Genomic DNA, 12753 nt, shown 5'->3' with positions numbered 1-12753 from the left:
CCTCTTTTATTTATTTTTTCGAAAACTAGCGGTTAACTGTTTCATGATAGATTCATCTGAGTAAGATAGCACATTTTTTGCATACATACCTTGGCCAAACCATAGCAATAAGAAAAGCGTTACAATAGCAAGTAATAAAGCAATGATTGCTGCAGGCCAACCTTCTGTGTCAGTAACTAATCTTACTGGCATCATAGTTTGTGAGATAAATGGTACGTAACTTAATATTCGAATGAGTAAGTTATTGGGCATTTGTGTCATGATGAAGCTAAAGAAGTACCCAATCATAGCAATCATTGAAATTGGTTGAATGGCTTGTTGTACTTGGGCATTATCATTAATTAATGAGGCAATCATTGATGTTAATACTAAATAAAGTGCAACGGCAACTAGAATGAATATCACGGCATAAATAACGAATGATAACGTGACACCACTTAGATTTGTGGATAATATTTTGACAAAGCTATTATCTTTAAAGAAGTTGAAGCCTGCAAAACTAGTAACCACATAAATGATTAGATGAGTTAGTACAAGGCCAAAAATACCAATAATTTTCCCGAAATATTGTACACGAGCAGAAGTTGCTGCTAATAATATTTCCATAATACGTGAGGATTTTTCATTAGCTATGGCATTAGCAATCATTGAAGTATACCACATTACAATGACCATTGTGATAATTCCAATCGCACTAGCAAGCAGTTGATTAGCTGTTTCCGAGTTACCCGTACGATTAGACTTTGTGGCTTGCTTTACGACGGTTTTTAAATTAAAATTTTGTACTAAGTCTGCTGTTTGTTCAGCTGTTAGGCCGTAGGATGTAGCTTTTTTAGAACGCGATAGGTTACCTAAAATTGCAGTTATTTCTTCCTTTGGAATCTGATTACTTTTTGGTTGTGTGGTAATTGTAGCACTATCGTCATTAACTGTTAAAATACCATCTAGTTTTTCATTTTGTAAAGCTCTATTTGCTTTTTGGCGATTAGTTAATTTAGAAACATGAATATCCAATTCCTTTTCTGACTTCACTAAGATGCGACGTATTTCTTGATTACCAATAACGGCAATGTTTGGTGTCGTATTGCCTTGCATTTTTGTGATACCAAAGAAAATTGCTCCGGCACAAGCAATGAAAATCAAGGGAGATAAGACAAGCATCCAGTAGCCACGTGACTTAAAGTGACTTAAAAAAGTGTCTTTAATAACGATAAAAAGTTGATTAGTCATGAATAGCGACCTCCTGGCGGAAAATATCATCGAGTGTTGGTGGCTGTTGGCTGAAAGCGGGGATGTATCCGTCTTTAGTGACTAAATCAAATACACGGTGACCAGCAGCCTCATCTGATAGTATCAAATCGTAACCGACGCCACGAGGAACAACTGAGTTTACACCATCAATGCTTGCTAATTCATTACCACTGATAGGGGACTCAACATAGACACGAGTACGCCCAAATTTTTCGCGGATACTTTGCACAGGACCTTGAAGAACAATTTTACCACGTTTTAGCATTGTTAAATCATCAGAAATTTTAGTAACGTTGTTCATATCATGACTCGAAAAGATAATCATGGCACCATTGTCCCGTAAGCGTAAAATCTCATTCATCATTAGGCTGGTATTCACAGGGTCTAATCCAGAAAATGGCTCATCTAAAATTAGCAACTTTGGTTCAAAGATAAGTGAGGCGATCATCTGTACCTTTTGAGCATTTCCTTTAGATAAAGATTGCACCTTATCAGTGATTTTTCCAACAACGTCAAGGCGTTTCATCCAATCTTTTAATGCAACACGAGCATCGGAACGAGACATACCATGTAACTCAGCAAAGTATAGAATTTGTTCTTCAACTGTGCGTTTTTGATATAGACCACGTTCTTCTGGTAAAAAGCCGATATTTCGTTTGTCACTTTGTGTGATAGGTTGATCGTTCCAAGTAATTGATCCGGAAGTTGGCTTAATAAAATTTAAAAGCATACGAAATGTTGTTGTTTTACCAGCACCATTTTGACCAATTAGGCCCATAACTTTTCCTTCGGTCAATGACATATTCATATTAGATACGGCTATCTTTTGACCGAATGTTTTGTTGAGATTAGTGAGTTGAATCATAATTTTACTCCTTATAATATTTTGTTAAGTATGTATCGTACACTGCTGTTGAATAAATAAATGAATATAATTCCAAGATACAAATACGATGCCCTTCGATCCCAATAGAATGTTGCCCAGCAAATAGCAATATAACTAACAATGAGTAGCATAGTTACTGTTATTGTGTTGGCTTGGTGACTAATTTCTTGTAGTCGCTCATCAGTCGCTTTTATTTTATTTTTATGTAAATATTTACGATTGTGCAGTAAACTTCTGGATATAATTATTGAACCTATACCACCACAGAATATACCAGCCGAAAAACCGTGAAAAAAGCTACGGGAATCTGATGCATTTTGTAGTGATGCTAGAATCATTGTAATAATCACAGCCAAAACAATAATACTTGTCCAAAAGTTAGTTTGATATTTAATTTTTTCGTGATATTCTTCATCGGTTATACCTGCTTTTGGTGCTGTAAATAACTTCTCAATCAATTTTTTTCTCCCCCTTTTCAAAAATAAAGACATCTTCAATTGGTAATTCAAAAAACGCAGCAATACGATGTGCTAATAGCAAAGATGCATTGTACTTACCTTTTTCTAAGGAAATAACTGTTTGACGAGTTACTTCAATTTCTGAAGCAAATTCAGCTTGTGTTAATTTCCGTGCTTTCCTTAGTTCTTGAATACGATTTATCAAAATATGCCTCCTGTTGATGGTTATTCAACAAAAATAGTATAGCGTACTTTACAAAATATGTAAAGTTTTGTTTACATTAAAATGCATAATCAGTGTTTAAATATTGGTTTATGGAATAGAAATAGCATGCTAGTTTTGCTTGCTTTACAAAAGACAGTTTCAATTGCTAGTATTGTAGCTGTTATATCAGTTAAATTAAAAGGTGAGAGATATGAGCTTTAAACAAGATATTAAAAAAATGCGTCTGGAAAAAAACATGACACAACAAGAGCTGGCTGACTACGTTCATGTTAGTCGCCAAACAGTTTCAACTTGGGAAACTGGTAAAAATTATCCCAGTTTAGATGTTTTACGTCTTTTGAGTGTGTTGTTTGATGTATCTTTCGAAAAAATAATATTTGGAGAAGAAGTAAAAATGAGTGGTGAGCAGAAAAGTATTGCGGCAACGATTGATCAGGCTGTTTCATTGAAAAGTAGATATAAAAAGATATCAGTTGTATTTGGAACAGCATTTTTATTACTCGTAGCTTGGATTTTTACATTAACCATTGGGTATCAAAAAGGTATTGGTATAATCGATCGATTTAATCCGTTCTTGCAATATAAAGTTTCTTATACTCAGTTACCCACTGAAAAAATCATTCGTCCGAGAGACTCAAAAAATAGCAGTTATTGGACACGATGGTTTTCGGATAATGAAATGGGAACAGAATGGTCTAAATTAACGTTAACAACTGGTCTTAATCCTGGTGTTCAAAATCCTTATGTTATGGCTTACCACAAGGGAAGTTATGTCAAAATTGCTCGTATAGTACCAGGATCATCTGTGAATGCTGTAATGAAAAGTAATATATCAGCTATTAATAGTATCATGTACACAAAGAGTCGAAGCAACGTAATGACAAATGTCTCTGCTGTTAAAGAGCTAAAACATAAAAAGCATTTTACGGCAACTATTCAAGAGATGGTTGTCCAATAATTGTGTGAGCAAGGTAAGTGGTTTACTTGACAAATGAACAGTAAAAGAACTATAACTAGGTTATAGAAAGGGGGCCGAAACATGGCTGATGAAAAATTTGAAACGTTGGATTTACCAATGAGCAAAGTTTTTAGTTGGAGCGAGGACAAAACCCCACTACGTGATGCATTGTGGAATCATTATATGGACACAAGCAACAAAAATACGTTAGAAACTTTGCAGCACTTAAAGCAATATGAACATATGAGTGCTGATGAAGTAAAAAGTGAAGCTGAAAAGGTTTTACAAAAAGCGTAGTTAGCTTATTAGAGAGTTGGTGTGATGCCAATTCTTTTTTATTATTAAAAAAAGATTGACGTTGAACCTTTTTTTCGGTATACTTAATATTTGTTATGGCGCTATGGTCAAGTGGTTAAGACGTCGGCTTCTCAGGCCGAAATCGAGGGTTCGACTCCCTCTAGCGCTATTTAGCATTTCATGGCGTTGCATAAGGTTTCAAAAATCTTGATGTAGCGCCTTTTCTTATGATTTATTTCATTAGATTACATGGTATTTCAAGAGAAATAACACATGAATTCAAACGATGATTGAGCTACAGAACGGCATTTGAACCGTTTTTTGTTTGGTTAAATAATACATAAATCAGCATGTGGTACATATAACATAAATATGCCAAAAAATGTATATATACATAATTCTTAGATAGTTGGGTAGGTAGATGGGGTGGTATTAAAATGATGCATCAGCTCAAGTTAAATTCCAAAATAGAATGAATTGATAATGGGGCGCTGAAATACGGATACCTAAAATAACTATTTGTTACTTTAGAATAACGACTATTTGTAATAAGCACATTGTTGGAGTAAAATTTCCACTAAGGGGAAACTTCAAAATGTCAAAAAAAGAAAACTTGTTAGAATTATTGCAAAAACTAGATATCAATAGTGATGAACAAGTATATATCAATAAAGCTATTCATCAACTAACAGAGGACAAGCAAAGCGAACAGGCTGTTGCTCGTAGTTTAGCGAAAGACTTTAGATCACTTGCTTTGAAACAGAAGTTATCTGAGCAAGGATTAAAGATGTTCACAGAGTTACAGAAACCTAATTTTGCCGAAGATATTGCTCGCTTATCTACAACAATGTGGTTTTAAATTTATATTTACTTAAAACAAAAATTCCGTTTATTCGGATTTTTTTTTACTTTACTTTAACCGTGCGTGTATAGATCTATATTATAATTGATAAAGGATAGTGGATGGTTACTGACTTAAAACTATACATACATGAACACATTTAGCAACTTTAGCATTAGATTTATTAACGTAATATCTATTAATTGTTATAATACATTAAATTTCCTGATTTGCACTTTAAAAAAATATTTTAGTCTGTATAGTAGCGTAATTAAAGATAAAGGATTGGAAGAAAACAATGAAGATAAATATTTTGGTAGATAATAATACATTTATTGATGAATATTATTTTGGTGAGCCCGCTTTATCTATGCTAATAGAAGAACAAGATGAAAAAATACTCTTTGATATGGGCTACAGCGATATATTTTTGCAGAATGCAAAAACCAAGGGTATTAATCTAAGTGAAACGACTAAGATTGTGTTTTCGCATGGACACAATGACCATACACGTGGTATGAATTTTTTATCAGAATCATCAGGACTTTTTGGTAAGTCGGTTTATGCACATCCACTTTTTTTGAATTCAAAGCGATATGAGAAATTAGATATCGGGTCTCCCAAAAGTATGGAATGGATATCAAATAAGTTTGATTTGAACTTACAAAAGGAACCAATTAAATTAACAAGTAAAATTTGGTACTTAGGAGAAATAGGTCAGTATACTGATTTTGAAGAACGAGAAGCCATAGGTGAACATTTTGTAAATAATCAATGGGAAGATGATTATGTAATGGATGATACAGCGATGGCTTATGAAACAGATGAAGGGCTATTTATTATCACAGGATGTTCCCATAGTGGTATTTGCAATATTTGTGAGCAGGCTAAGAAAGCTACAGGAAAAAACAAAATACTTGGTGTCATTGGTGGCTTCCATTTGTTTGACCTAGATGAACGATTAGAAAAAACTGTTGAATACTTTCAAAATAATAATATTGCACAACTATATCCGAGTCACTGTGTCTCTTTTAAAGCCAAGGCATATATAAATCAATTTATTACTGTTAAAGAAGTCGGAGTTGGATTAGAAGTATATATATAGAATATGTATTTTAACTGTTTTGTTATCGAAATCAATAAGATGACAGGCTTTATTTGGAAAATATTTGAGATCGTTAATAATGTTAGCTGCAAATATTTATATTTTGTAAAACAGACATCTAGAACAACTTAAAAACGATATGGTTCAATCTGCAAACCTAAAACAGCTACGCAGGTTGGACCTTTTGTTTGAGGTTAAATCTAAATCGAGAAAATCAAACAGAGTATTTGAAATAAGCTCATGATGTTGATTTTAATTTAATCAGATCTTATAAACGAGCGTTATAGTAGTTAAAGTTAAAATTATATTAACAATTGATTAGTTTAAAATATTAATGTTGTAATTTTGATAAAATATTCAAGTACGTAAAAAGTATGGGGGAAATATGAATCAAAAGAAGAAATGCGTTATGTACGGTATATTGAGCGCAACACTATTTGGAATCAGCAGTGTCATCGCATCAATCTTGTTCCGCAATAATAATATAAGACCTGAATGGTTAGTGGGCACAAGAATGTTTTGGAGTGGATTAATTTTATTGCTCCTGCTATTTGTTAGAGGTCAATCAATTTTTCAGATTTTTAAGCGCAAAGTGGATGCTTTGTTACTAATTTGCTTTGGTATACTTGGCGTATTATTAGCGCAATCTAGTTTTTTCTTATCAGTTTACTATGGGGATGCCGCTTCAGCAACAGTTTTACAATCCTTGGGCCCTACAGTAATCTTAATATTATTAACCGTTAAAATGAGAGTTTGGCCAAGTAGAAGAGAGATAATCACTATTTTTTTTGCATTAATAGGTGTTTTTTTTCTCGTTACAAATGGCAACGTAAATCATCTTTCTGTACCCTTATCTGCCTTAACATGGGGAGTCATTTCTGCTTTCGGTGTAGCAGGTTATACACTAATACCTAAACCATTGTTATCTTCTCAAAGTTCTTTAGTAGTTGTTGCCTGGGGGCTTTTTATTGGTGGATTTGTTGAAAACTTTATCAATCCTGTTTGGAAAGTGCCTCAGGGGTTAAGTTTCACAGAAATCATTCTTATTGGTGTAGTAACTTTTGGTGGAACGTTGCTGGCATACTCGCTTTATATAGCAAGTCTTTGCCATTTAAAATCTACTGTAGCTAGTTTGTTGGGAACCTTAGAGCCTCTAACTGCAACGTTATTATCTGTTGTAATTCTTCAATTGCATCTGAAGCTATTTCAAGTGTTAGGAATTATTTTGATATTACTAACGGTGATATTAGTTAGTTGGCCTACAAAGCGAGTAAATATCCAAAATTCATAACATTCCAATAGTATAGTTGTTTAATTATCGATAGATATCTATTACTTTAAGAAACTAACGATATGTCTATACTAATAAGCTGCTGTAAAACTAATTGAGTCATTTCAATGTAAAAAGCACACCCTATTATTAATATAGAGTGTGTTTTTGTATTTAAAAGTTATTACAAGTACCCATTTAATTCTTTTGTCCATTTTGAGGGAGTAAAGCTAGTTACGTTAAATTCAGCGATGTTGTTTATAAAGAATGGATCGGTATTATATATTTGTTCTAGTTCATCTACAGATTCTGCTTTAGCCACTATTATTCCACCTGTTCGTGGATTTTTGCGTCCTGACATAATAAAGTGTCCTGATTTATAGTGCTTATCTAAGTATGCGATATGTTCTGGTAAATAACACTCTACTTCAGAAATTGGTTTGATGTAAGTTAATTCAATTATAAACATATTTTTCTCCGAGTAATATTTAGTAGTCCAATAGTACTAAAGTACTTTTTTCTTGTCAATCAGACGAGTTAAACTAAACTTAAAAAGTAGGGTAGGAATAAGGGGTACTTTTTACGGTAGTTTGTGTGTAAAGTGTCTTAGAGCCTTGTGGCTATAGTACTAAACTGTCCCGTTTTAGAAATTAGCAAGCTATAAACGTTGATATAAAGGCATTTTTTTTTTTATAGTAGAATTTACAAACGCTTTTATACCAACGTTTGTGACATATTCATCCCTATAAAAAAGTTTTCAAAATTCAACATTTCTCTAAGGTAACGATACGTGTACGCTCTTTAATCTGGTAATAAGGGGCGGGGGTATCTGTTCAGTTATTATTTATTTGCTATCGTTTCAGAAGATAGCATAACATTCGTTATCATTTTAATTGACTATATGTATGAAAAAAATGGAAGTTATGATTTCTTAGATAGCTGTAACAGTAGCCGAAATTACTTTAATCGATTCATCAATGTTTTTTTGCCATACACGATTATAAATAAGATGGTCCGTCTGTTTTTTATTTCCAAAGTGAGCATGTACTTTTGTATTAGAGACGGAAATGGCGGTATTTTTAAATATAGTGACACTATTTTTGAGCACTTCTATGGCTTCTATATCAAAATCTTTGTCTTTGTGAGACTGGATATCATCCGATTTTTTTAAAATATTGCCGAAGTGGTTTATGAATACAACTTGATCGTCAAGTAAATTATTAAGTGTATTGACATCATGCTGTATCATAGCAGTATTGAGCTTATTTTCTAAAATTTGTATGTCTTCTTGATTTATCATTAACCATATATCCTGTTTAATTTATTTTGTATCAGTATATCTTAAAAAAAATTTGTTTTTGTGATTAAAAAAAATATTTAAAACAAGTTTAATTTGTTTAAGATGAGTCGAATACATATACACTAGGGTTAAAGTATCCATCCCCACCATACACTTATTTGATATATTTGCTGATATTTAACGCAAGCTAGGTTAAATACAGTACGAGTACATTTATGCTAATTCAAAATGCTTAAAACGTCTATTACAGCATTAAAAAAGTATGATTTAAAGTAAACAAAAACCATGTTTTTGTTTACTTTATTGGTATTACCAGTATTAAAAAAATTGTGAGTACCAATTTAAAACGTCACAGGGTGTATCGATGAAAATGAATGTCGTTTATCTTAGTGGTTTGACTGGTTGTTAATAAATATTAACCACATGTAACAATAAACAATTAAAAAAATTTGTTGATTATATACTAGTAAGGCAGTTTGATCATTCTATCATCATACAACTATTTAAGGAGGGCAAAATATGATAGAAATTATGAAAATAATGTCGGTAGCAGCTCCTGTGGCCTATTTACTCCATTGTTTAGAAGAATTTTTAGTGCCTGGAGGTTTCGTGAACTGGTATCATCACTTTAGACCGGCGTTAAACAAACAATCATCAGGGTATTACTGGCGTGTTAACATAATTGCATTTAGCATTGTTTCTGTTACGGGATTTTATGCTTATTTCACAAATAATAATAATTCAGGATTAATTATCTCTAGTAGCTTTTTAGCTTTTAATGCTGTATTTACACATGTTTTTGGTGCAATTAAAACACATAAATATTCACCGGGGATGTTTACAGGTGTATGTCTGTATATCCCTATATGCATTATTTGCTATGTAGCAGCATTTTCTAACCATTTAGTTAATGACAATATGCTCGTTATATATATAATAATAGGTCCGTTGTATGAACTGTGGAACTATAGTAAGTATAAAAGATTAGTCAGAGTTAAATAAGGAACGAATTATTTGGTATACAAGTTATCAATGAAAGCTTCTGTAAATGTTTTTAAATAACAACATCCCCATTGCATGAGTACATCTAACGATGTTTGCTTATATTTGACTCATGTTAGGTAAGATATAGCTTTTTGTTATATTTTATTCCATGATAACTAACAATTTTTAGAACGGCTCCTACAGCGTTAAAGTGGACATAATAAAAACCACAATCTGGATTCAATATTGATCGTGGTTTTTATTGTTTTGAAAATTCACATAGCAAAATTAGTTTAAAATAAGCACTGAAATTGATAAGTAGGTGGCGAATAATAACCATAATAAGTAAGGAACCAATAGTAATTTGATACGTCGTCTATCAACAAATATAATGGCAATAACCAAAATATCCATTATGACAATCATTATTGTAGCTAACAGAAAATTTGAAAGTGAAAAGAATACGACGGTCCAAAATATATTTAATCCTAATTGAACATACATGTAGGTATAGAGTTCGTGACGATTATTTTTCACAAAGTTTAGGTTAGCACAATAAATACCTAGTAAGATATAGAGTAGCACCCATGCAGGACCGAAAAGCCATTTTGGTGGTGCTAGTGGTGGTAAATTAAATGTATCATATATGTTTCCTATCGATATACCTCGTATCCATTCCACACTAAACGATGATAATGTGCCAAGAATTAAAATAACTGCAATAAAAGCTATGGCTTTGACAGATTTTTTCTTCACGTTAAAACTCCTTTTTTTGAATGCATTAACATATCCACAAAGTATAGCCTACTAAAGATCGTATTAAGTTGCTTGTTTAATGTCTTCATTATGGTATTTTCTTATGAATTTATGATTTTCATATATTTATTTTAGTAGGCTAGAGGTAATTCCCAAATATATTTTGGGTAGATGGAGATATTACAGAGCAGACAGTTTGTTAATTAATTGAGTGACTATTTCAACCTTTTTGTGTGATAATATTTTAATATCACGTATAAAATATCATACGTACCAGATAAAATAAGGGCGGTAGAAAACTTAGAAAAGTTAGCTCTTATTAGCCAAATCATCGGTCAATTTTGTACTTCTTTGATTGTGGTATGGTAAATTTAGGAGATTCAAATGGCTTATCGCATTATCAAACTTAAGGAAAAACATATTGATGAAGTGGCATCTCTATATATTGATGTATTTTCAAGGGAACCATGGAATGAGAAAAATGACTTTAAAGAAATCAGGTTATATATTGAACGGATGCTGATTCTAAATAGTAATCAAAGTTTTCTTTATATAGAAAATGAACAAATAATTGGGGTTGCACTAGGATTTGTTAAACCTTGGTACAAAGGTGAAGAATATATTCTCGATACTTTTCTGATTCATCCAGATTCCCAGAAAAAAGGAAGAGGTCAAATATTTTTAACGGAAATAAAGAGGATCTTGAACAATAAGAATGTGGAAGATATTGCTCTAGACACTGATAAACACACACCAGCCGAAAATTTTTATCTGAAGAATGGTTTCAAGCCAAATGAAGAAAGTGTATTTTTATTTTCCTCTACCAAATATTGATAATATTGTATAAATATCAATTTAGAGTATATCTTTTGGCTCGACAAAGAAATATTCAACAGTGCATTGCTGAAGTTAGTATGGGGTGGTTAGTAGTCAAAATATCTCTGAAAGCGTAAAAATAAGCACAATAAAAAACCACACTCTAGAATAAAAATAGAGCGTGGCTTTTTATTTATATACAAAGTAAGTCAAAAAGCTAATGAGACTTGCCAATAACATCATTATTCCCGCCACACGATATTTTTTATTATTCTCATCTTTGCTTAGTATTAAAAATGTTAGTCCACTTATAGCCATTGGAAAGGTTGCTAATAGGTCCATAAAATACTCCTAAGTTATATATTTTTTGACATCACTCTCAAAGCAACATAGGTATAAAAGTACCCCATAAAGTCGTAGAGTTTGTTGTTATAGTGACGTGATTATTTACTTATTTTAGAGACTTCATTGTCTATTATGCACGCACACTGTCTCAGTAAATGTACCACAAAATAATAATGCTTAAAGACCGGTAAAAAACTGTCTATGTATTTATGACGTGGATTTGTTTTTTTGAGTCAGTTTGTCTCTGGGCTATCGTTAGTGGTTTTTAATTTTTGTCTAGATCTCTTTACTGTGATTTTTTGATAGATGGTGTCAGGAGAAGTTGGTCATCTTCGTTAGGTTTACTAAGTTTTCACGCCATAATGAGATTACATTTGTAATGTTCAGTGCGATTTACCCACTTTTATGGTTCTAAATATTGTAATTTATACCACCAAGAAAATTATTTCTCATTGATTCAAATTTTTTTAATAATGTAAGATAACGTAGTTACTTCTGTTTGGGTAGTAAATTATCGTTCAAAATAGACACAGTTTCTTGATTACTTAGTGTGAGAAGGTTGAGTTTATCATGGTAATAATTAAATATAGCATTAGTTTCGCCTTCAAAGGGTGCATCAAGATAATGAGGCAAGACACTAAAATTAGTTACGACAAGTCCAGTATATGTGTTTAAGTTCGGAGCCAGACTGGAGTCATCCATTTTTTTAACATATGTAATATCGGGAGATAAGATGATTGCACCGGCTGATTCACCAATGTAAGGTGTTCCTGTGTTTATTTTGTCAATAAGTATTTTGTCTAGTTTCTGAGACCTTAGCTTTTCTAGAAGATAAAAAGTATTGCCACCTGCAACAAAAATAGCATCTGCGTTTTGTATCTTTTTTCGTGAGATTATGTAATCTGCACTAGCAATATCTAATGTATCAGCAATATAGTTTAAGCTAACTAATGCTGCACGTGCTTCATCTATGTATCCTGTATATTCTTCAACCTTGCTGGCGGTGTCAATAAATAGAATACTTTTGCTAGCGGTGTCTTGACTGGCCATAAATTTTTGAAATTGCCCAATTGTACCAGCAAAGTAAGAAGTTAATAGTATATTTTTCATAGTTTATCCTCAACGACCTTTTTAAAGTCATTCTGCATATTTTTTTACGACGGTGGAAACAGCCTATATAATCAATCTAGTAGCTATATTAATTTTTTTCTGGTAAGCAATTTTTTATTGCTTTCACGACATGTGATATAACTATATGAT

The 12753-nt window shown here is 32.3% G+C and carries 16 protein-coding genes and 1 tRNA gene; 8 read left to right on the top strand and 9 right to left on the bottom strand.

Annotation, left to right across the window (positions count from 1 at the left end; all coding sequences use genetic code 11):
• Nucleotides 1-6 precede the first annotated feature (6 nt).
• Genes ESZ47_RS05255 through ESZ47_RS05240 form a run of 4 tightly spaced genes read right to left on the bottom strand, consistent with a single transcriptional unit; the run spans nt 7 to nt 2800 of the window.
• Nucleotides 7-1230, bottom strand: a complete 1224-nt coding sequence (locus ESZ47_RS05255) for an ABC transporter permease (RefSeq protein WP_148605397.1) — start codon at nt 1228-1230, stop codon at nt 7-9.
• On the bottom strand, nt 1223-2116 hold the full coding sequence (locus tag ESZ47_RS05250) for an ABC transporter ATP-binding protein (protein ID WP_148605395.1): 894 nt from the start codon (nt 2114-2116) through the stop codon (nt 1223-1225). The genes ESZ47_RS05255 and ESZ47_RS05250 overlap by 8 nt, the downstream gene beginning before the upstream one ends.
• A gap of 11 nt (nt 2117-2127) precedes the next feature.
• Nucleotides 2128-2595, bottom strand: a complete 468-nt coding sequence (locus ESZ47_RS05245; protein ID WP_148605393.1) for a hypothetical protein — start codon at nt 2593-2595, stop codon at nt 2128-2130.
• Nucleotides 2588-2800 (bottom strand): helix-turn-helix transcriptional regulator, encoded by a 213-nt coding sequence (locus ESZ47_RS05240; protein WP_148605392.1) that lies wholly within the window; start codon nt 2798-2800, stop codon nt 2588-2590. The genes ESZ47_RS05245 and ESZ47_RS05240 overlap by 8 nt, the downstream gene beginning before the upstream one ends.
• A gap of 211 nt (nt 2801-3011) precedes the next feature.
• Between ESZ47_RS05240 and ESZ47_RS05235 the strand changes: the two genes are divergently transcribed.
• From ESZ47_RS05235 to ESZ47_RS05210, 6 genes are all read left to right on the top strand, one after another.
• Nucleotides 3012-3779 carry a helix-turn-helix domain-containing protein gene (locus ESZ47_RS05235; RefSeq protein WP_148605390.1) on the top strand — a complete coding sequence of 256 codons (768 nt, stop codon included), beginning with the start codon at nt 3012-3014 and terminating at the stop codon, nt 3777-3779.
• 81 nt (nt 3780-3860) lie between these two features.
• Nucleotides 3861-4076 (top strand): P8 family protein, encoded by a 216-nt coding sequence (locus ESZ47_RS05230; protein ID WP_148605388.1) that lies wholly within the window; start codon nt 3861-3863, stop codon nt 4074-4076.
• Between the two features lie 97 nt (nt 4077-4173).
• Nucleotides 4174-4245: transfer RNA gene (locus tag ESZ47_RS05225), tRNA-Glu, on the top strand.
• 426 nt (nt 4246-4671) lie between these two features.
• Nucleotides 4672-4935 carry a hypothetical protein gene (locus tag ESZ47_RS05220; RefSeq protein ID WP_148605386.1) on the top strand — a complete coding sequence of 88 codons (264 nt, stop codon included), beginning with the start codon at nt 4672-4674 and terminating at the stop codon, nt 4933-4935.
• A gap of 280 nt (nt 4936-5215) precedes the next feature.
• Nucleotides 5216-6022: an MBL fold metallo-hydrolase gene (locus ESZ47_RS05215; protein ID WP_148605384.1), complete on the top strand. Its 807-nt coding sequence runs from the start codon at nt 5216-5218 to the stop codon at nt 6020-6022.
• Nucleotides 6023-6407: 385 nt separating this feature from the next.
• A complete protein-coding gene (locus tag ESZ47_RS05210) occupies nt 6408-7313 on the top strand; it encodes a DMT family transporter (RefSeq protein WP_148605382.1) in 906 nt (301 codons plus the stop codon).
• Nucleotides 7314-7476: 163 nt separating this feature from the next.
• On the opposite strand, the gene ESZ47_RS05205 is transcribed toward ESZ47_RS05210, so the two are convergent.
• Entirely contained in the window at nt 7477-7761 is a 285-nt protein-coding gene (locus tag ESZ47_RS05205) for a YciI family protein (protein ID WP_148605380.1), read from the bottom strand.
• A 462-nt stretch (nt 7762-8223) separates the two neighbouring features.
• The gene (locus ESZ47_RS05200) at nt 8224-8592 is read right to left on the bottom strand and encodes a nuclear transport factor 2 family protein (RefSeq protein ID WP_148605378.1); all 369 of its coding nucleotides are present in this window, start codon (nt 8590-8592) and stop codon (nt 8224-8226) included.
• A gap of 519 nt (nt 8593-9111) precedes the next feature.
• Between ESZ47_RS05200 and ESZ47_RS05195 the strand changes: the two genes are divergently transcribed.
• Nucleotides 9112-9594 (top strand): HXXEE domain-containing protein, encoded by a 483-nt coding sequence (locus tag ESZ47_RS05195; protein ID WP_244307558.1) that lies wholly within the window; start codon nt 9112-9114, stop codon nt 9592-9594.
• 270 nt (nt 9595-9864) lie between these two features.
• Here ESZ47_RS05195 and ESZ47_RS05190 read toward each other — a convergent pair whose 3' ends face one another.
• Nucleotides 9865-10332 (bottom strand): TspO/MBR family protein, encoded by a 468-nt coding sequence (locus ESZ47_RS05190; protein WP_148605376.1) that lies wholly within the window; start codon nt 10330-10332, stop codon nt 9865-9867.
• A gap of 384 nt (nt 10333-10716) precedes the next feature.
• Between ESZ47_RS05190 and ESZ47_RS05185 the strand changes: the two genes are divergently transcribed.
• The gene (locus tag ESZ47_RS05185; protein ID WP_148605374.1) at nt 10717-11166 is read left to right on the top strand and encodes a GNAT family N-acetyltransferase; all 450 of its coding nucleotides are present in this window, start codon (nt 10717-10719) and stop codon (nt 11164-11166) included.
• A gap of 171 nt (nt 11167-11337) precedes the next feature.
• Here ESZ47_RS05185 and ESZ47_RS09380 read toward each other — a convergent pair whose 3' ends face one another.
• Together ESZ47_RS09380 and ESZ47_RS05180 are read right to left on the bottom strand one after the other, a co-directional pair.
• On the bottom strand, nt 11338-11490 hold the full coding sequence (locus tag ESZ47_RS09380; protein ID WP_167497044.1) for a hypothetical protein: 153 nt from the start codon (nt 11488-11490) through the stop codon (nt 11338-11340).
• Between the two features lie 492 nt (nt 11491-11982).
• Nucleotides 11983-12603 (bottom strand): Type 1 glutamine amidotransferase-like domain-containing protein, encoded by a 621-nt coding sequence (locus ESZ47_RS05180; RefSeq protein WP_148605372.1) that lies wholly within the window; start codon nt 12601-12603, stop codon nt 11983-11985.
• Nucleotides 12604-12753 lie beyond the last annotated feature (150 nt).

The sequence above is a fragment of the Leuconostoc litchii genome (assembly GCF_008107645.1).
Lineage (GTDB): Bacteria > Bacillota > Bacilli > Lactobacillales > Lactobacillaceae > Leuconostoc > Leuconostoc litchii.
Note: the sequence above shows the minus strand (reverse complement) of the source record. Positions and strands in the feature narration are given on the sequence as shown.

Bases quoted from the DNA above. Each gene is read 5' to 3' on its own strand.
- ESZ47_RS05200 (WP_148605378.1), bottom strand. From the start codon at position 8,592: ATGATAAATCAAGAAGACATACAAATTTTAGAAAATAAGCTCAATACT.
- ESZ47_RS09380 (WP_167497044.1), bottom strand. From the start codon at position 11,490: ATGGACCTATTAGCAACCTTTCCAATGGCTATAAGTGGACTAACATTT.
- ESZ47_RS05250 (WP_148605395.1), bottom strand. From the start codon at position 2,116: ATGATTCAACTCACTAATCTCAACAAAACATTCGGTCAAAAGATAGCC.
- ESZ47_RS05215 (WP_148605384.1), top strand. From the start codon at position 5,216: ATGAAGATAAATATTTTGGTAGATAATAATACATTTATTGATGAATAT.
- ESZ47_RS05205 (WP_148605380.1), bottom strand. From the start codon at position 7,761: ATGTTTATAATTGAATTAACTTACATCAAACCAATTTCTGAAGTAGAG.
- ESZ47_RS05255 (WP_148605397.1), bottom strand. From the start codon at position 1,230: ATGACTAATCAACTTTTTATCGTTATTAAAGACACTTTTTTAAGTCAC.
- ESZ47_RS05195 (WP_244307558.1), top strand. From the start codon at position 9,112: ATGATAGAAATTATGAAAATAATGTCGGTAGCAGCTCCTGTGGCCTAT.
- ESZ47_RS05210 (WP_148605382.1), top strand. From the start codon at position 6,408: ATGAATCAAAAGAAGAAATGCGTTATGTACGGTATATTGAGCGCAACA.
- ESZ47_RS05220 (WP_148605386.1), top strand. From the start codon at position 4,672: ATGTCAAAAAAAGAAAACTTGTTAGAATTATTGCAAAAACTAGATATC.
- ESZ47_RS05185 (WP_148605374.1), top strand. From the start codon at position 10,717: ATGGCTTATCGCATTATCAAACTTAAGGAAAAACATATTGATGAAGTG.
- ESZ47_RS05230 (WP_148605388.1), top strand. From the start codon at position 3,861: ATGGCTGATGAAAAATTTGAAACGTTGGATTTACCAATGAGCAAAGTT.
- ESZ47_RS05235 (WP_148605390.1), top strand. From the start codon at position 3,012: ATGAGCTTTAAACAAGATATTAAAAAAATGCGTCTGGAAAAAAACATG.
- ESZ47_RS05180 (WP_148605372.1), bottom strand. From the start codon at position 12,603: ATGAAAAATATACTATTAACTTCTTACTTTGCTGGTACAATTGGGCAA.